The organism is Streptomyces sp. BYX5S (assembly GCF_054724165.1).
In genome coordinates this window covers 3,120,396-3,138,777 of sequence record NZ_CM138829.1, presented here as the reverse complement: position 1 = coordinate 3,138,777, position 18,382 = coordinate 3,120,396, and the positions used below count along the sequence as shown (strand labels likewise).

Annotated in this window: 15 protein-coding genes; 9 read left to right on the top strand and 6 right to left on the bottom strand. The window is 71.7% G+C overall.

What is annotated here, in order from left to right; genetic code table 11:
• The first annotated feature begins 73 nt into the window (after nucleotides 1-73).
• The 5 genes from ACYBSK_RS14270 to ACYBSK_RS14250 all read left to right on the top strand — a co-directional run bounded on the left by ACYBSK_RS14270 (nucleotide 74) and on the right by ACYBSK_RS14250 (nucleotide 6,750).
• Entirely contained in the window at nucleotides 74-1,369 is a 1,296-nt protein-coding gene (locus tag ACYBSK_RS14270) for an alpha-L-fucosidase (RefSeq protein WP_460246313.1), read from the top strand.
• Between the two features lie 286 nt (nucleotides 1,370-1,655).
• Nucleotides 1,656-2,900, top strand: coding sequence for an ABC transporter substrate-binding protein (locus ACYBSK_RS14265; protein ID WP_457477434.1), 1,245 nt, complete (start codon nucleotides 1,656-1,658; stop codon nucleotides 2,898-2,900).
• On the top strand, nucleotides 2,879-3,793 hold the full coding sequence (locus tag ACYBSK_RS14260; protein ID WP_457477433.1) for a carbohydrate ABC transporter permease: 915 nt from the start codon (nucleotides 2,879-2,881) through the stop codon (nucleotides 3,791-3,793). Before ACYBSK_RS14265 ends, ACYBSK_RS14260 begins: the two co-directional genes overlap by 22 nt.
• Before the next feature lie 9 nt (nucleotides 3,794-3,802).
• Complete coding sequence (locus ACYBSK_RS14255) at nucleotides 3,803-4,735, top strand: carbohydrate ABC transporter permease (RefSeq protein ID WP_460246312.1); 933 nt, start codon at nucleotides 3,803-3,805, stop codon at nucleotides 4,733-4,735.
• A gap of 41 nt (nucleotides 4,736-4,776) precedes the next feature.
• Nucleotides 4,777-6,750: a right-handed parallel beta-helix repeat-containing protein gene (locus tag ACYBSK_RS14250; RefSeq protein ID WP_460246311.1), complete on the top strand. Its 1,974-nt coding sequence runs from the start codon at nucleotides 4,777-4,779 to the stop codon at nucleotides 6,748-6,750.
• 123 nt (nucleotides 6,751-6,873) lie between these two features.
• On the opposite strand, the gene ACYBSK_RS14245 is transcribed toward ACYBSK_RS14250, so the two are convergent.
• The 3 genes from ACYBSK_RS14245 to ACYBSK_RS14235 form a co-directional block, all read right to left on the bottom strand.
• Nucleotides 6,874-7,749: a GntR family transcriptional regulator gene (locus ACYBSK_RS14245; RefSeq protein WP_460246310.1), complete on the bottom strand. Its 876-nt coding sequence runs from the start codon at nucleotides 7,747-7,749 to the stop codon at nucleotides 6,874-6,876.
• 68 nt (nucleotides 7,750-7,817) lie between these two features.
• On the bottom strand, nucleotides 7,818-8,804 hold the full coding sequence (locus ACYBSK_RS14240) for an acetylxylan esterase (RefSeq protein ID WP_460246309.1): 987 nt from the start codon (nucleotides 8,802-8,804) through the stop codon (nucleotides 7,818-7,820).
• 105 nt (nucleotides 8,805-8,909) lie between these two features.
• Entirely contained in the window at nucleotides 8,910-9,779 is an 870-nt protein-coding gene (locus tag ACYBSK_RS14235; protein ID WP_460246308.1) for an amidohydrolase family protein, read from the bottom strand.
• Between the two features lie 30 nt (nucleotides 9,780-9,809).
• On the opposite strand from ACYBSK_RS14235, the gene ACYBSK_RS14230 reads away from it, so the two are divergent.
• Both ACYBSK_RS14230 and ACYBSK_RS14225 read left to right on the top strand, forming a co-directional pair.
• Nucleotides 9,810-11,777 (top strand): hypothetical protein, encoded by a 1,968-nt coding sequence (locus tag ACYBSK_RS14230; protein ID WP_460246307.1) that lies wholly within the window; start codon nucleotides 9,810-9,812, stop codon nucleotides 11,775-11,777.
• Complete coding sequence (locus ACYBSK_RS14225; protein ID WP_460246306.1) at nucleotides 11,759-12,754, top strand: aldo/keto reductase; 996 nt, start codon at nucleotides 11,759-11,761, stop codon at nucleotides 12,752-12,754. Before ACYBSK_RS14230 ends, ACYBSK_RS14225 begins: the two co-directional genes overlap by 19 nt.
• Before the next feature lie 58 nt (nucleotides 12,755-12,812).
• On the opposite strand, the gene ACYBSK_RS14220 is transcribed toward ACYBSK_RS14225, so the two are convergent.
• Nucleotides 12,813-13,391: a DoxX family protein gene (locus tag ACYBSK_RS14220; protein ID WP_457477425.1), complete on the bottom strand. Its 579-nt coding sequence runs from the start codon at nucleotides 13,389-13,391 to the stop codon at nucleotides 12,813-12,815.
• A 174-nt stretch (nucleotides 13,392-13,565) separates the two neighbouring features.
• Between ACYBSK_RS14220 and ACYBSK_RS14215 the strand changes: the two genes are divergently transcribed.
• On the top strand, nucleotides 13,566-14,273 hold the full coding sequence (locus ACYBSK_RS14215; RefSeq protein ID WP_460246305.1) for a DUF4097 family beta strand repeat-containing protein: 708 nt from the start codon (nucleotides 13,566-13,568) through the stop codon (nucleotides 14,271-14,273).
• Between the two features lie 6 nt (nucleotides 14,274-14,279).
• Here ACYBSK_RS14215 and ACYBSK_RS14210 read toward each other — a convergent pair whose 3' ends face one another.
• Nucleotides 14,280-14,675, bottom strand: coding sequence for a hypothetical protein (locus ACYBSK_RS14210; RefSeq protein WP_460246304.1), 396 nt, complete (start codon nucleotides 14,673-14,675; stop codon nucleotides 14,280-14,282).
• 198 nt (nucleotides 14,676-14,873) lie between these two features.
• Between ACYBSK_RS14210 and ACYBSK_RS14205 the strand changes: the two genes are divergently transcribed.
• Nucleotides 14,874-16,259: an MFS transporter gene (locus tag ACYBSK_RS14205; RefSeq protein WP_457477422.1), complete on the top strand. Its 1,386-nt coding sequence runs from the start codon at nucleotides 14,874-14,876 to the stop codon at nucleotides 16,257-16,259.
• A gap of 70 nt (nucleotides 16,260-16,329) precedes the next feature.
• Here the strand turns inward: ACYBSK_RS14205 and ACYBSK_RS14200 are convergent, their stop codons facing one another.
• Entirely contained in the window at nucleotides 16,330-18,270 is a 1,941-nt protein-coding gene (locus tag ACYBSK_RS14200) for a helix-turn-helix domain-containing protein (protein WP_457477421.1), read from the bottom strand.
• Nucleotides 18,271-18,382 lie beyond the last annotated feature (112 nt).

Below are 18,382 nucleotides of genomic sequence, written 5' to 3'. Positions count from 1 at the left end.
CCAGTGACATCATCGCCTATCGATGGTAGATAACAGCCGATCGATCAGTGCTGTCAATGCGTCAGGAGCCCCCGTGGCCTTTGATCCTCTCCCGTCCCCCAACTCCCCTGCCGACGCCGGATGGTTCGAGGCGGCGCGCTTCGGCCTCTTCGTGCACTTCGGCCTGTACAGCCTGGCCGCGCGGCACGAGTGGGTGCGCAGCCGGGAGGCCATGTCGCAGGCGGAGTACGACCGTTACCTCGACCGCTTCGACCCCGATCTGTTCGACGCCCGCGAACTGGCGCGCACCGCACGGGAGTCGGGCATGCGGTACGCCGTGCTGACCACCAAGCACCACGACGGTTTCTGCCTGTTCGACTCGGCACACACCGACTACACGTCGGTGACCGCCACCGGCCGTGACCTGGTCCGGGAGTTCGTCGACGCGATGCGGGCCGAGGGGCTGCGGGTCGGTCTGTACTACTCGCTGCTCGACTGGCACCACCCCGGCTTCCCGGTCGACGAGCACCATCCGCTGCGCGGCACGGACGCCGAGCGGGAGCGGCGCGACATGGCGGACTACCGCGCGTACATGGAGGGCCAACTGCGTGAACTCCTCACCGCATACGGGCAGATCGACCTGCTGTTCTTCGACTTCAGCTATCCGGCCAAGGGGCCGAAGGAGTGGGGCTCGGAGCAACTGATGGCGCTGGTACGGGAATTGCAGCCGGGCATCCTCGTCAACGACCGGCTCGGCATCCCGGGCGACTACGTGACCCCCGAGCAGTACCAGCCCGACCGCCCGCTGGAGCGCGACGGCGAGCGCGTGCGGTGGGAGGCCTGCCACACCCTCAACGGTTCGTGGGGCTACGACCGCGACAACCACGACTACAAGGACCCGGCGATGCTGGTGCGGATGCTGGTGCAGTCCGTGGCCTGCGGCGGAAACCTGCTGCTCAACGTGGGTCCGACCGGACGCGGCGCGCTGGATCCGCGGGCCCGCGCGACGCTGGCGGCGATCGCCGGGTGGACGGCGCCGCACTCCCGGGCGGTGCACGGCGCGGGGCCGAGCCCGTTCGAGCCGCCGCCGGGCGGTCTGTACACGCAGCGCGGGCGGCGGCTGTATCTGCACCTGCCGACGTGGCCGCTCAAGCACGTGGACCTGCCGGGCCTCGCCGGGCGGGTGCGCTACGCCCAACTCCTGCACGACGGTTCGGAGATCCGCTTCCAGGAGGTCGACGGCGCCCGGCACGAGCACAACAACCTCGCCCCGCCCGGCCGCCCCGCCGGCACGCTCACCCTCACGCTGCCGATCGCCCGGCCCGACGTGCTGCTGCCGGTGATCGAGCTGGAACTCGACGACGACGCCGCGACCGTGGCCGGGGAGTGAGACGTGGCCGGGCCGTCGAGCGGTCGGCCGCGGGTTGCGACGGCACCCTTGAACATGCGGGGTGGCCGCCATAGCATCAGCAATCGATAGACGATAGCAACGGCGTTGCGGGGTACGGCCCTTGAACGACACCGGCCCCGCTCACCGCCGACGCGCACCACCCGCACGTCGGGCCGCCCCCACGGCGCCGCCGCGCGGCCCACCCCCCTCCCCTGCCCCACCGGGAAACCCCATGGCTGGACACCAGCTATCGATTATTCACGACTACGCAACGGAGCGTGTCCCGATGAGAACACTGTGGCGCCGGACCTGCGCGCTCGCCGCGGCTCCCCTCGTGATGGCCTCGGCCGTCGCCTGCGGCGGCGGGTCCGACCAGGCCGCGGAGGGCACGACCCTCCGGGTCATCGTGAACATCACGCCGAACCTGACGGAGAAGTACTGGAACGACCTGTTCGCCACGTACGAGAAGGCGCACCCCGGCGTGACGGTCAAGCTGGAGCTGACCGGCACGGTCTCGGCGGACGCCAAGCTGAAGCAGGACCTGGCCGCCGGCGACCCGCCGGACGTCGCCCAGCAGATATCTCTCACCGCGGATTCGGCGAAGCTCTTCGCCGACCTGACGGACCAGGCGTGGACGAAGAAGACACCGCTGGCCGACCAGTACGCGATCGGCGGCAAGCGGTATCTCGTCGGCGTCGGCGAGCAGATCCAGTCGCTCGTCTTCTACAACAAGGCCGCCTTCACCAAGGCGGGCGTCGATGCCTCGAAGATCCGGACGCTGGATCAGTTCGGCTCCGCCATGGGCAAGTTGAAGGGCGCGGGCTACAAGCCCTTGCAGACGGCCGGGCAGTGGGTGACGGGCGCGCAGTTCTCGATGATGGCCGACGCGGGCGTCCTCACCGCCGACCCGCAGTGGACGGCCAAGCGCAACAAGGGCAAGGGCTCCTTCGCGGACAGCGGGTACGTCGACTATCTCAAGCGGTACAAGGAGTGGATCGGCAAGGGCTACCTGGACAAGAGCGCGATCGGCCTGACGTACGCGGACGGCCAGACGGCGTTCCTGAACGGCAAGTCGGCGATGTACATCATGGGTTCGTACTTCGTGCCCGCCGCGGACGCCGCCAAGAAGAGCGACGACATAGGTGTCTTCGCCATGCCGACCGACGGGGCGTACCCCCCGGGCCAGTTCGGCAACGTCTCCAACCCGTACGTCGTCGTCAACCAGTCGCGGCACAAGGCCGAGGCGATCGAGTTCGTGAAGTGGGCGACCACCGACCCGAAGGCGGTCAAGAGCCAGCTGGCCTCCGACGGAAATCTGCGCTCGGGCTTCAGCTACCCCAAGTCCAGCCTCGGCACGTCCGTGCAGAAGATCCTGGACGAGGCGCCGTCGGTGTTCGTGAAGTCCGGCGCCGACCAGCCGGTCGCCGGCTTCAGCGACGAGCTCAACAAGCAGGTCCAGTCGCTGTACACGGGCGCCTCGCCGGAGAAGGTCGCGGGCGGATTGGACACGTGGTGGAACTCGCAGCGCTGACCACGCGGGCGCGGCGCCGGGCCCGGCTGCGGGCGGGCGCGGTCACCTTCGGGATGCTGGGCCCGGCCGTCCTGCTGTACACGGTGATGACGGTCGTGCCGGTGGGGGTGGCGGTCTACCTCAGCCTCACGGACTGGGACGGCTTCTCCCCCGCCACGTTCATCGGGCTCGACAACTACACGCACCTGTTCGACGATCCGAGCTCGACCGACGCCTGGTACGTGACCGCGCTGATCGCGGTCGCCGGGACCGTGCTCATGGTCGGCCTCGGCCTGGTCTACGCGCTGCTGCTCAAGGGCCGCTCGCGCGGCAACTCCTTCTTCCGGGCCGTGGCCTACTTCCCGCACGTCATCAGCGCGCTGATCCTCGGCTATCTGTGGGCGGCGATCCTCGGCACCAACGGCGCGATCAACAACACGCTCGCGAAGTTCGGCATCGAGCCGGTCGGCTTCCTCTTCGAGGAGAACTTCGCGCTGATCTCGCTGATCTTCGTCATCGTGTGGGCCGGGTTCGGCTTCAACGTGGTGCTGTTCGTGGCCGCGCTCCAGACCGTCCCCGCCGAGCTGCTGGAAGCGGCGGCGATCGACGGCGCGAGCAGGCGCCAGACCCACCTCCGCGTCGTGATCCCGATGATCGCGCCGGTGGTGACCGTGGCCACGGTGCTCAACCTGGTGGGGCTCATCCGCGCGTACGACATCGTGGTGAGCCTCACCGGCGGCGGCCCGGCCGGGTCCACGCAGACCTTCACGTATCTCATTCTCGTCCGGTCCTTCCAGGGCACCGAGGTCGGTTACGCGACCGCTCAGGCCGTCTTCCTGATGGTGGTGTCCGCGGCGCTCGCCCTCCTCGTGACGGCGCTGCGCAACCGGCAGGACCGGGCGGCGACAGGTTAGGAGCCGGTGGTGGCAGTTCTGGAGGCACCCGAGGCGGAGTCCCGCCACAGACGGCGGATCCGGCGCCCGCGCCCCGCGGTCCCCGACGACGAGGCGAAGGACCTGACGGGCGGTTCGACCCGCTCGCCGCTGCGCTGGGCGCTGCTCGGCGTGCTGTTCGTCGCGATGGTCGTGCCGGTCTATCTGCTCGTGGTCAACGCGTTCAAGTCGCAGCAGGACATCCTCGACAACCCGTTCTCGCTGCCGCTGGACGGCCTGACGTTCGCGCATCTGTCGGCGGCGATCAGCAGTCCGCAGTACAACGTGATCGGCGGATACGGTTTCACGCTGTTCCTCGTCGTGACCGTCGACGTGCTGTGCATCGCGCTGGCCGGGCCGGCCGCGTACGCCATCGCGCGCAGTCTCAAGCGCCGCACGCAGCTCGTCCTGCTGTACTTCCTGGCCGGCACGTTCATCCCCGGCGCCGCGGTGATCATCCCGGTGATCTACGTGCTGCGGGAGATCGGCCTGGCCAACACGGTGACGGGTCTGGTCGCCCACGACGTGGCGTCGACGCTGCCGGTGAGCATCTTCCTGTTCGTCGGCTTCATCCGCACCATTCCCGTGGACATCGACCACGCGGCGACGATCGACGGCGCGGGCCGCTACCGCACGTTCTGGACCATCATCTTCCCGCTGATGCGACCCGCGGTCGTCACCGTGCTGATCCTCAACTCGATCGGGATCTGGAACGACTTCGTCAGCCCGCAGATCCTGCTCGGCCCGTCCTCGGGCCACTACACGGTCACGACGGCGATCTACGCCGGCATCAGCCAGTACTCGACGGACCTGACGAAGGTCTTCCCCAACCTGCTGCTCGCGGTGGCGCCCGTCGTCATCTTCTTCATCTACATGCAGCGCCACATCATCAGCGGCCTCACCGTCGGCGCGGTGAAGGGCTGAGCCCCTGTCGGACGAGTCCCCCCACCAGAAAGGATCACGCAGTGTCCAGGAGATGGAGACACCGGTCCGCTGCCGCGCTCTTGGCCTGTCTGGCGGTGGTCGCGGCCGGGCATCCGGCCACCGCCCGCCCGGCCAAGTCCCAAGCGGGAACGGTGTATTACGTCGGCCCGTACGGCGCCGACGGCAACGCGGGCACGAACGCGTCCGCCCCGTTCCGGCACATCCAGAAGTGCGCGGACGTGATGGTGCCGGGCGACACGTGCGAGATCGTGTCCGGCCGCTACGAGGAGACGGTGACGCCCGCCCGCTCCGGCACCGCCGAACTGCCGATCACCTACCGCGCGGCGCCCGGGGCGGACGTGACGGTGAGCGGCACCTCGAAGCTCGGCGGCTTCGCGCCGGTGACCGCCGCCGACGTCACGAAGATCGCCGAGTCGGATCCGTACGCGAAGGACTCGCAGTTCAGCGACGCGGTCGCGGCCGGGCACGTCTACAGCACGGCCGTCGACCTCGGCCCGGACGTGAGCACGGTCCAGGTCTTCACCGACCGGAAGATGGGCGTCGAGGCCCAGTGGCCCTACCCCGGCCTCGACCCGCTCGACCCCTCGCTCCAGTACGCCGGTACGGGCAGCGCCGACGCCACGATCGCCGACGCGGACCTGACCCGCCCGGCGGGGTACTGGGACGGCGCGCGGGCCCTCACCGGCTACTGGTACGTCTCGGCGACGGGCACGGTGAAGAGTTCCGCGGCGGGTTCGGTGACGCTGGACGCGGCGCCGCCGTGCGTGCACAAGGTCGTCTCGGGCGAGACCCGCTACGCCCTGTCGGGGAAGATCGGTGAACTCGCCCACCCCGGCGAGTGGTTCTACGACCCGACGGCCAAGCGGCTGTACGTCTACAGCGAGGACGCCCCGGCCGACCACACGGTGGAGGCCAAGCGGCGCGCCCTGGGCTTCGACCTGACGAACACCAGCCACACCACGGTCAAGGGCCTCGGCCTGTTCGCCACGACGATCAGGACGGGCGACAGCAGCACCGGTGTCACCCTGGACGACCTCACCGGCCGGTACCTGTCGCACTACACCGACATCACGCAGGGCGCGACGGACTGCGGCAGCACGGTGACACGCGGCGTCGCCGACACCGGGATCGTCCTCAACGGCACCCACAACAAGATCGTGAACAGCGATCTGGCACTCAGCGCGGGGAACGGCATCGCGCTGCGCGGCCAGAACAACACCGCCACCGACAACGTGATCCACGACGTCGACTACCTGGGCACGTACGCGGCCGGGATCGCCGTGCAGGGCAACAGCCAGACGGTCACCCACAACACGATCTCGCGGGTCGGCCGCAGCGGCATCAACCTGCAGTGGAACACCGTCGATGGCCTCTCTCCCGGCAAGGACACCATCGCGTACAACGACATCTCGGGGTACGCGCGCCTCAGCCTGGACGTCGCCGCGATCTACACCTGTTGCAGCGTGTACATGATGGGCTCCTCCATCGACCACAACGTGCTGCACGACCCGGCGCCGACCACGACCTCGTCGACGTTCGGTATCTCGGGCGTCTACGCGGACAACGGGCAGAGCGATCTGCGGATCCACAACAACGTGGGCTGGGGCAACCGCGAGGGCACGGTCATGCTGAACGGGCTGGGCACCGGCTCGCACGACAATCTGGTGGCCAACAACACCGGTGGCATGACGCTGTTCTACGTGAAGGAGGCGGGTCAGTCCACGGGGACGAGGATCCACAACAACATCGGCACGATCCGGGGGCTGGACGGCGCGACGGACGGCGGGCTCGTGCTGTCGAACAACCTGCCCGCGGAGACCGATCCGCTGTTCGTGGACGCGGCCGGCCACGACTTCCGGCTGACGGCGGACTCCCCGGCCCGCAACGCGGCGGTCCCGCTCGCGGGGATCACCGAGGGCTCCACGGACGCGACACCGAGCCTGGGCGCGTACCAGTACGGGGCGCCGAAGTGGGTTGCAGGAGCACGTGGTTGACGTCCGCGTGAGGTGCGCGTGACCTACGGGCGTCGTGAACGCGAGGAGGGGGTCGAGCCGGGTTTCCGGCTCGACCCCCTCCTCGCTTCCCGTCACGCGCGAGGGCGCGTGCCGACGCGCGGGTCAGGTCCGCTGCGTCGGGGGCTTCTTCGCGGCGGTCCTCTTCGTGACCGTCTTCTTCGCGGCGGTCTTCTTCGCGGCCGTCGTCTTCGCGGCCGTCGTCTTCGCGGTGGACGGCTTGGTCGCGGTCTTCTTGGCGGTGGTCTTCGCCGCGGTCGTCTTCTTGCGGGCGGGCGCCTTCCTGGTGCCTCGGGCGTCCGGTACGGGGCCGCGGCCGGCGGCGTGGTCGGCGAACGCCGCGGCCGCCTTGTCGGCCTCACGGGAGCGCAACAGGCCCACCAGGCGCCCGTGTTCGTCGGCCATCGCGCACCAGTCACCGGCGAAGAGGGGGTCGGAGATCGCCCGCAGCGTGCGCAGGCTCGGCTCGATGACCTCCCACATCCGGGCCAGGAACGGATTGCCCGCGTACTGGCTGACCAGGGTGTGGAACTCGATGTCGGCGTCGCGGAAGCGGCTGACGTCGTTCGCGGCGACCGCCTCGCGCATCCGCTCCACCAGCGCTTCCAGCTCACCGAGCTGCTCGTCGGTGATCCGCTCGGCGGCGAGCTCCGCCGCGAGCCGCTCCAGCGGCTCACGCACCTGCCGGGCGTACTCGGCGTCCTCCGTGGAGATCTCGACGACGAAGTGCCCCCGGCGCGGCACGTGCGTGAACAGGCCTTCGCGGGCCAGCCGCTTCACGGCCTCCCGCACCGGCGCCTGGCTCACTCCGAGCCGCCGCGCGATCTCCGACTCCACGACTCTGTCGCCCGGCGCGAGGTCGCCTTCGACGACGGCCTGCCGCAGCAGCTCGTAGACCTGGTCGGAGATCAGCGTCTTGCGGAACCGGTCCTTGTTCGTGGCCAGCGTGGAGACGAACCCAGCCGACGCGTTCGATGCCATGAAATCCCAATCCGGCGCGGGGGCAAGCGAGTTGTCCCATGATACGCACTCATCGTCTATCGATGGAATCAGAGAGCGGTTGCCAGCCGCTTGGCCAGCCAGTCCAGTTTCACGACCTCGTGGGCGGGGCCGCCGCCCTCGTGATCGTTGAACGGGTACGCCCGGATCTCCTTGGCCGCCTGATCCATCCCGGTCCCGGCACCGTAGTGGTTGAACGCCGCGTACACCGTGGAGGGCGGGCAGATGTGGTCCATCAGCCCGGCGGAGAACAGCGTGGGCGCGTTCGCGCGGCGGGCCAGGACGGCCGCGTCGAAGTACGACAGGGTACGGCCGACCGTGGCCGCGTGCTCGCGGTGCAGCTTCACGAACCTGGCGACCTCGACGTACGGCGGCATGTCGGTGAGCGTGGTGGCGCGCGGGAAGTGGCACAGGAACGGCACGTCCGGCATGCAGGCCGTGAGGTCGGGCACGAGTCCGGCGGCGGCCAGCGCGATGCCGCCGCCCTGGCTGGTGCCGGTGACGACGACGCGGCGGGCGTCGACCGCGGGGTGGGCCCGGACGGCGGCGACGGCGCGCACGGCGTCGGTGTACAGGCGCCGGTAGTAGTAGCGCTCCGGGTCGAGGACGCCGCGGGTGAGGAAGCCGGGGGCGGCGATGTCCCCGGTGGCCGGGTCGGGGTCGGGGGTTTCGGCGCCCTGGCCGCGGGTGTCCATCACGAGGTGGGCGCAGCCCGCGTCGGCCCACAGCCGCTTCTCGTGCGGGGCGCCGCGGCCGCTGCCGTAGCCGAGGTACTCGACGACGGCGGGCAGCGGTCCCTCGCGGTGCACGGGCAGGTGGAGCCAGCCGCGCACACGATGGCCTCCGTAGCCCGCGAACGTCACGTCGTACGTGTCGATGGTGGCGAGGCCGTTGTGCACCGGCACGAAGCGTGCGTCGAGCGCGAACTCCTCCTGCGCCGCGAGCGTTTCGCGCCAGAACGCGTCGAGGTCGGGCGGTTCGGGGAGGGTGGGCCGGTAGCGCTCCAGCTCGTCCAGGGGCAGGTCGAAAAAGGCCATGGCGCGTCTCCGGGGGAGGTCGGGGCCGACTCCGGGCGCCGGGCCGGCCGCTTTCTATCGCCTATCGATCATCGTAGGAATCGAATCAGGGCCGGTTGAGCACTGTCAACCACGCAGCCCGTACACCTCGACGGGTGTGGTGTGCAGGACCTGTTCCCGCTGAGCGGGTGTCAGATGGCCGAGCCCGGAACGCGCCAGGGCCAGCGCGTCGCCCCGCGAGCCGCGGGGCAGGCAGATCGGCCAGTCCGAGCCGACGAGGCAGCGTCCGGCCCCGAAGGCGTCCACGGCGTGCCGCACCATGTGCGCGACCCGCTCGGCCGGCGCCCCGTGCTGCTGGGTGAGCAGGCCCGAGACCTTGACGACGACGCCGGGCACCGCCGCGGCCCGCTCGACGTCCCGGTACCACTCCCCCGCCTCGGGGGCGGTCGCGTGGGGTGCGTTGCCGAGGTGGTCGACGACCACGGTCAGGCCGGGGTGCCGGGCGGCGACCTGCGCGGCCGTGGTCAACGCGGCGTGGTGCAGGTTCAGTTCGAGCACCACGCCCTCGTCGGCGAGCAGCGGGATCAGCGCGCGGGCGTCGTCCGGGGTGCGCTCCCAGTCGGCGCCGCCGAGCCGCATGCCGTTGGGGCGGGACGGGCCCCAGGCGTGCAGCAGGTCGCGCAGCCGCTCGGGGCCCGCCGGGCCGTGGACGTGCAGGTTGGCGACGTATCCGGCGACCAGGTCCGGGTGGCGCAGCCGTAGCTCGCGCAGTGCGCGGGTCTCCGCGGCGTCGCCGCGCGAGGCCTCGACCAACACCGTTCTGAGCACGTCGAGTTGGGAGCCGGAGTCGGCGAGATCGGCGACGCGGAAGGGCCGGTGGTGCGGGCTGTCGGGGCGTATCCAGCCGAAGCCCTCGGCGGGGTCCCACAGATGGGCGTGACAGTCGATCACGGGGCGCTCGGCCTCCTTCTCGGGGCTGTTCCGGAGTATTGACACGCCGGTGTCCGGGCGGTGAGTCTAAGCGACATGAACAATCGCCCATCGATAGCCGATGGTTGGGGTTCCCCGCAGACGTCCTCCGCAGCCGCTCCCCTCCTCACCGCGACGCGGCGCACCACCCGAGTCCCGCAATGGGCCGTGCTGGAGCGCGAGTTGTTCGCGGCCCAGGACAAGGCGTGGCGGCTGTTCGCCGACCGGTACACCGAGGCCGACGGCCGCCTCGTCTTCCGGGACACGCTCGGCGAGGGCCTCGACGGCCGGGACGGCGTGGACGACTTCTACGAGCCGTTCTTCAACTGGCCGACCCTGTATCTGCTCGGCGGCAGCGCGGATCTGCTGCCCGCCGCGCGCAAGCACTGGAGCGGTGTGACCGCGCAGCTCACCGAGATGGGCATGCTGGCCGACGGCCTGGAGCGCGGCTACGACTGGTTCCACCAGGGCGAGGGCCTGCTGCTGTTCTACGGCCTGTGCCTGGCCGACCCCACCGACCCGCACCTGCGCGAACTCAGCCGCCGCTTCGCCGACTTCTACCTCCCCGGCGGCCCCAACTACGACGCGGAGCACCGCATTCTGCGCGCCCCGCACAACGGCTCCGGCGGCCCCCGCTTCGGGTTCAGCGACGAGGAGCCGTACTTCCCGTGGAGCCTGGCGCTGCGCCCGTACGGGCTGCCGCTGGACGGCATGGACGACGTGGCGTCCTTCGACGACCTGGCGGACTCCCCCGAGCGAGCCCGCGCGTACGGGCGCGCCATGTGGGACCGGATGGGCCGAGGCGACGCACTGGTGAACCTCGCCGCGACCGGCCTCGCCACCAACGCCCATCTGCTCACCGGCGAGCGGCGCTACGCAGACTGGGTCGCCGAGTACGTGAGCGCCTGGCAGGAGCGGCTCGCGGGCCGCGACGTGGTGCCGGACAACGTGGGGCTCGGCGGGGTGGTCGGCGAGTACCTGGAGGGCCGCTGGTACGGCGGCCACTACGGCTGGTCGTGGCCGCACGGGCTGTCCCCGGTCTCCAGCGCCACCCTCGTCGGCGCCTCCAACGCCACCCTGCTGACCGGCGACCGCTCGTATCTCGACCTGGCGCGCAACCCGCTCGACACGGTGCTCCGGCACGCCGAGGACCGCCGCCCCGACGAGCGGGGCACCCTCGGCGAGCGGTGGGATCCGCACCTGGCGTCGATGTCCGCCGAGCGCACCCTGATGGTGCCGCAGCGGCACAACGACTCCGGCTGGTTCGACTACACCGTCATGCCGGGCCAACTCCCGCTCAATCTGTGGCACTTCAGCCGCGACGAGGCCGACCGGGAACGCATCGAGCTGCTGCGCTCCGGTTCCCGCTGGGACTGGGCGGAGGTCCACACCCAGCGCATCAAGGACGAGGCGGGCCACGAGGAACCCTGGTTCGAGTATCTGCACGGCCGCAACCCCGGCTTCCCGGAGCGGATGCTGCGCAGCGCCCTCGACAGCTGCGCCGAGCGCGTCGAGGCGATCGAGAACGACACCGTGGACCCGGCCGTCGGCCCCGACGCCCTGGACATCCACCACTGGCAGCACCTCAACCCCGTGGTCACCGAGGCCCTGCTGCAACTGACGTGCGGGGCGCCGCAGGTCCTGTACAACGGCGGCCTGGCCCAGCTCCAGGTGCGCTGGTTCGACGAGGACGCGCGCCGTCCCGGCCTGCCGCCGGACGTCGCGGCCCTGGTGTCCGACATCGACCCGGACCACACGGTGGTGGAGCTGGTCAACCTGGGCGTCACCGCGCGCCGGCTGCTGCTCCGGACGGGCTCGTTCGCCGAACACCGCATCACGACGGTGCGCGTGGACGACGACGGCCCGGTCCAGCCGGTCGACGGCCCGCACTGCCGCGTCGACCTGCCCGGTGGAACGCGGATCCGCCTGACCCTGACGCTGGCCCTCCACGCGGCCCGCCCCGCCTGCGCCTCACCGTGGGAGGCAACGCCCTGGGAGACCACACCGTGGCAGAGGACGCCGTGAGCGACGACACCGTGGGAGAGGACCGTATGAGCGAGACGTCGGCGGCGGCGCGGCTGCCCTTCGCGCTGCCCCGGATCGGCCTGGGCACCGCGCCCCTGGGCGGCCTGTTCGAGGAGGTCACCGAGGAGGACGCGGCGGCCACCCTGCGGGCCGCCGCGCAGGCCGGGATCACGTACTTCGACACCGCGCCCCGCTACGGCCACGGCCAGGCGGAGGCGCGTCTGGGCCGGTTGCTCGGCCCGGCCGGTGTCACCGAACCCGTGATCTCCACCAAGACGGGCTGGCTGCTGCGGCCGAAGCCGGACGGCTCCCCCGGCGAGGTGGTCACCGACTGGACCGAGCGCGGCATCCGCGCGTCCCTGGAGTCGAGCCTGACCCGCCTCGGCCGTTCCAGCGTCGACATCCTGTACCTGCACGACCCCGACCACTACCCGGACGACGTCCGCCGCACGGCCTACCCCGCGGTGCGACGGCTGCGCGAGGAGGGTCTGGTCCGCGCGATCGGCTTCGGCATGAACCACAGCGGCCCGCTCGCCTCGTACGTCACCGAGTTCGACGTCGACGTGGTGCTCATCGCGGGCCGCCTCACGCTCCTGGACCACGAGGCGCTCGACACGCTGCTCCCGGTGTGCGAGAAGACCGGTACGGCGGTGGTGGTGGGCGGTGTGTTCAACACCGGACTGCTCGCCGATCCCACGCCCGACGCGATGTTCCACTACCGCCCGGTGCCCGCGGGGACGCTGGAGCGCGCCCGCCGGTGCCGGGACCTGTGCGCCGCGTACGACGTGCCGCTCACCGCGGCCGCCGTGCAGTTCCCGCTGCTGCACCCGGGTGTCGCCTCCGTGGTGCTCGGCTGCCGCTCGGCCGCCGAGGTGCGGGCCAACGCGCACGCGGCCCGCTTCCCCGTCCCGGCCGAGCTGTGGCGGGACCTGGCGGAAGCGGGCTTCGTGCCGCGGGAGTTGCTGGCGGGCGTCTGACCCGCCATGCGGGTGGGGATGCGCACGGGCCCCGGGCGCGGTCCCGGGGCCCGTGCGCTCAGAGGTGCTTGCTGACGGCGTGCTGGGCCTGCGCGGGCAGGGCGCGCACGCTGTCGGCGGCGCCGCGCAGCGTGCCCGTGGCGTCGTGCAGGGTGCCGGTCGCCTTGCCGCTCACCTGGCGCAGGGTGCCGCTCGCGTTGCGGCGCGCCCGGCGGGCCGAGCCGCGTCCGCTCGCGGCGGCGCCGCGGGCCCGGTAGGCGACGGACGGCTTGCCATGGGTGTCGGCCGCCGCGATCAGCAGGCCTCCCATCAGGGACACGTTCTTCAGGAAGTGGTTGCGCTGCTCGGCGCGTCGCTCGGGATCCTTCTCCTTCCACCAGGCGTGTCCGGCCAGGGTCGTCGGCACGAGCGTCCCGGCGAGGGCGAGAGCGGCCAGCCGCGGGGCGATCCCGGTGGCGAGCAGCAGACCGGCCCCCACGTGGACGGCGCCGTTGATCCGGACCAGTTGTTCGGGCTCCTCCGGCAGTTGCGGCACCCGGTTGGCCACGGGAACGGCCACCGGCTCCGCCGCCGGCGCCACCCGCTCGGGCGCTCGGAGCGTGGACAGCCCGCCCGCGACGAAGACGGAGGCGAGCATCGGACGTGCGCTTTTCCTCAGTACGGCCATGTGCACCGCGTTCCCCGACTGCGCGCGCTCACTCCGGCTTCCGCGGCCCGGGTGTCTGGCCGCGGCCCGACGGGGCAACCGGCACTCATGGACACAGCGATACGAACACGAGTGCGGAGCCGGACGCTGGCGCTCACTCTCGCGGTGGGGCTGCTGCCCCTGGCCACGGCGTGTGGAGGCGGAGGCGACGACGGGACCGCGGGCGGCGCGAACACGGCCGCCGGCGCCTCGTTGGCGAGTGAGCGGGGCGCCCGCCTGGTGATCACCACCGACAACGGGCTGCGGCTGCGCCCCACCGACGGCGACCGGGTCACCGTCGACGACCGGGTCGAGCACCACTGGTCGCAACGGGACCGCACCCACGTCCTCGACCTGTCCTGTGCGGGGCAGTGCCCCCGGATGCCCGAGGTCGCCGTCCCTTCCGGCACCGCCGTCACGGTCGTCGCCCGCAACGCCGGCATCGACGCCGCCGGGGTGTCCGGCGCCCTGCGGCTGTCCACGGTCAACGGCGATGTCACGGTGGCCGATTCGGGGAACGCCGACGCGAAGCTGCGCCTCGCCACCCGCAACGGCTCGGTGCGCGCCACCGGCCTGCGCTCGGCCGCCCTGGACGCCACGACCGTAAACGGCGACGTCACCCTCGACTGCGCCACCGCGCCCCGCCGGACCACCGCGACGACCACCAACGGCTCGGTGGACACCGTCCTGCCGTCCGACGCCCCGGCCTACCGCACCACCGCCACCACGGACAACGGGCGCTCCACGGTGGCCGTGGCCACCCGTGGAGCGCCCGAGGACCGGACACTGCGTCTGACATCCGTCAACGGCGACGTGCGTGTGCGCAAGGGGTGAAAGGCCCTAGGGACGCCGCCCCGCACGGCGTCCCGCCGCGTACGACGCGGCGCCGACGGCGGTGACCCCGGCCCCGACGCCCATGGCCAGCATCTTCCGGTGCGCCAGGGCGGTCCAGGCCGTCCGGGCGACCGTGGTGACCTGCCCGGTCGCCGCGACCGCGGCCTGCCGGCCGGCCTCGACGCCGCGCGCCGCACTGCCCACGGCTCCGGCCGCGCCCTCGGTGACCCGCTCGGCCCCCTGCTGCACGGTCTCGGCCGCCTCACCGGCCTTGGCCTCGGTCTTCTTGGCGGCGTCGCTCACGGGAGCGGTCGCCTTGTCGGCGCTCTCACGCGCCCGGGAAGCGGCCTTCCGCTTCGTCGTCTCGTTCTGCTGATCCGTTCCCTTGTTCGGTTCACTCATGGAGTCCCGGTTAGCCGTTGCCGGTCGTCACAAACCCGATCCGCTCCCTCAACTCGTCCTCGCCGACCCGGGTTTCAGTGCCCAGCGGCCACACTCGGCCCCAAAAGTATGGTGTCCCACCACATGTGCCGCTGACCTGCGTCTTCCTACCTTGTGCCAGCACGTACACGTCCCCACCAACGCCTGGAAGTGGTGCACATGGCCTCCGCAGCAACCGCTCCGCCAACGCCCGGAAACCTCAAGCGCATTGTCGCGGCGAGCCTCATCGGCACCACGATCGAGTGGTACGACTTCTTCCTGTACGGCTCCGCCGCCGCACTCGTGTTCAACAAGTTGTTCTTCCCCGACTCCGACCCCCTGGTCGGCACCCTCCTCTCCTTCCTGACGTATGCCGTCGGCTTCGCGGCCCGCCCGCTGGGCGCGCTCGTCTTCGGGCACTACGGCGACCGGCTCGGCCGCAAGAAGCTCCTGGTGGTGAGCCTGCTGATGATGGGCGGCGCCACCTTCGCCATCGGTCTGCTGCCGACCCACGCGACGATCGGCACGGCCGCGCCCGTACTGCTCACCGTGCTCCGCCTCGTCCAGGGCTTCGCCCTCGGCGGCGAGTGGGGCGGTGCCGTCCTCCTCGTGTCCGAGCACGGTGACGCCCGGCGCCGCGGCTTCTGGGCCTCCTGGCCGCAGACGGGCGCGCCCGCGGGCCAGCTCCTCGCGACCGGTGTGCTCTCGGCGCTGACCGCGCTGCTCTCGGACGCGGCGTTCACCGACTGGGGCTGGCGCATCCCGTTCCTCCTCTCCGGCGTGCTCGTCCTGGTCGGTCTGTGGATACGTCTGTCTGTCGATGAATCCCCTGTCTTCAAGGAGGCGTTGGCCCGCGCCGAGGCCCGCAAGGCGGAGTCCGACGTCGTGGAGAAGCTGCCCCTGATCGCGGTGCTGCGCCACCACTGGCGCGACGTCCTGGTCGCCATCGGAGCGCGCATGGCCGAGAACATCAGCTACTACGTGATCACCGCCTTCATCCTCGTGTACGCCACCACCTCGGCCGGCGTCTCGAAGCAGACCGCGCTGAACGCCGTGCTCATCGCGTCCGCCGTGCACTTCGCCGTGATCCCCCTCTGGGGCGCCCTGTCCGACCGCGTCGGACGCCGTCCCGTGTATCTCCTCGGCGCGGCCGGGGTCGGCCTGTGGATGTTCCCGTTCTTCTCCCTCATCGACTCCGCGGACTTCGGTGGACTGCTCCTCGCCGTGACCGTCGGCCTGGTGCTGCACGGCGCCATGTACGCCCCGCAGGCCGCGTTCTTCTCCGAGATGTTCGCGACGCGGATGCGGTACTCCGGGGCGTCGATCGGCGCCCAGTTCGCCTCGGTGGCGGCGGGCGCGCCCGCACCGCTCATCGCGACGGCGCTGCTGGCCGAGTACGACTCCTCGACGCCGATCTCCCTGTACGTCATCGCGGCCGCCCTCCTCACCCTGATCGCCGTCGGCGTGGCCAAGGAGACCCGGCACCGGGACCTGGCCGATGTCGACGCCGAGCGCCCGGACGCGGTGGCGGACCGCGAGCGCACGCTCAGGACGCACGGCACCTGACGGGTGCGGCCCTCGCCCCCGCCGTCGAGCCGTGGTTGCGGTCGCGGGGCCCTGCCCCGGGTCCCGCGCCTCAATCGGCGGCGGGGCTCGATCGGTCCGCCAATCGGTGCAGTCGCAGGGCGAGTTGGATCTCCAGGGCCCGTTCCGGCGACTGCCAGTCCTCGCCGAGGAGCCGACCGATCCGCTCCAGGCGCTGCGCGACCGTGTTCACGTGCACGTGCAGCGCGTCCTTCGTGCGGGCCGGGCTCATCCCGGACGCGAAGTAGGCGTCGAGGGTGCGCAGCAGGTCGGTGCCCCTTCGCTCGTCGTAGCCGACGACCTCACCGATCGTGCGGCCGACGAACCCCGCGACGTCCCGGTTGTCGGCCAGCAGCAGGCCTAGGAAGCCGAAGTCCTCGGCCGCCGCGCCCTGCCCCGCCCGCCCGAGGAGCCGCAACGAGTCGAGGCAGCGCTGCGCCTCGGCGTAGGCGGCGGCCGCCCGCTCGGTCCGCTCCGCCAGATCCGCGACGGGCGCCGAGGCTCCCACGGTGACGCTCTCGTGGATCGCCTCGGAGAGCCGGTTCGCGACCTGGGACGCCAGCGCCGACGCGTCGGTGGCGCCCACCGGCAGCAGCAGGACCGTGCCACCGTCCCGCGCGGCGGCGAGACCGTGCCGGGTCGCCGCGAGGTGGCCCGCGGCGGACCACAGGCGACGACGCGCGGCCGCCTCCTGCTCGGCGTCACCGGTGCTCTCCAGCCGGGCGGCGAGCACCACATGGCTCGCGTCGAGGTCCGCGCGCAGCCGCGCCGCTCTCTCGCGCAACAGCCGCGGGTCGCGGTCGCGCCCGTCCAGGAGGTCGTCCAGCAGCTCCCCGCGCACCCGCTGCTCGGCCTCCGCGGCGGAGCGCCGGGCGAGCAGCAGCAGCGAGGTGACCATGGCGGCGCGCTCCAGTGTGCGCTGGTCGACCGGGTCGAGGCCGGGGTGGCCGCGCAGTACGAGGGCGCCGAGCAGTTCGCCGCCGGCGGCGACGGCCGCGACCCAGTCGTCCCGGTGGCGCACCGCGTGTCCGTCGGCGCGGGACGCTTCGAGAGCGCGGCCGGGCGCCGCCTCGGCGTCGGTGAACTCCACGGTTCCGTCGAGGACTTGGGAGACGGCCGCGGCCACGTCGTGCACCCCGCCGCCGCGCAGCACCAGCTCGGCGAGCCGGTCGTGCACGTCGGAGGCGCGCTCGATGACACCGCTGCGGTCCCGGATGATCTCGTTGGCCCGCTCCAGTTCACCGAGCGCCTGCCGGGTCTCGGTGAGCAGGTTCGCGGTGTCGATGGCCGCGGCGGCGAGCGCCGCGAACGAGCCGAGCAGCGCGATCTCCTCGCGCTCGAAGACCCGGGCCCGCCGGTCGGAGGCGAACAGCACGCCGATCACCTGCGCGCCCAGCATCAGCGGGACGCCGAGGATGGCGACGAGCCCCTCGTCCCGTACGCCCGCGTCGATGGTGCGGGTGTGCTGGAAGCGCACGTCCTGCCCGTAGTTGTCGGTGACGTACGGCCGCGCGGTCTGTGCGACGAGGCCGCCGAGCCCCTCCCCCATGCCGAGGCGCAGCTGCTGGAAACGGGCCGCGACCGAGCCCTCGGTGACCCGCATGCTGGTGTCGCCCCTGACCGGGTCGTTCAGCGTCAGGTACGCGACGTCGGTGCCGAGCAGGGAGCGGGCCCGCTGGACGATCGCTTGCAGCACCGCGTCCAGATCGCGCAGGCCCGCGAGGTCGTGGGCCGTCTCGAACAGCGCGGACAGTTCGGCCTCGCGGCGCCGCCTGCCCTCCATCTCCGCCCGTACGCGCAGCGCGAGTGCCTTGGCCGCCTCGAGTGCCGCTATCCGCTCGGGCTCCGCCCCTTCGGCCCGCGCGAGCAGCACGGGCTGTTCGTAGGCATCGGCGGAGGCGCCCCTGGCGAGCAGCTCCAGGAACGGGGCCTGCGGATCCTCGGTGGTCACCGGGCCGGAGGCGGTGTCGGGTGACAGCGGTTGGTGCGACATGCAGAACAGGATTACCCGTCGGGCGGTCGGGCCTGCCAGCCCTGTGGACAACTCCGTTCGTCACGGATCCGCGGTCACCCTGCCGAGCGACCGCACCCCCGTACGAAACGCC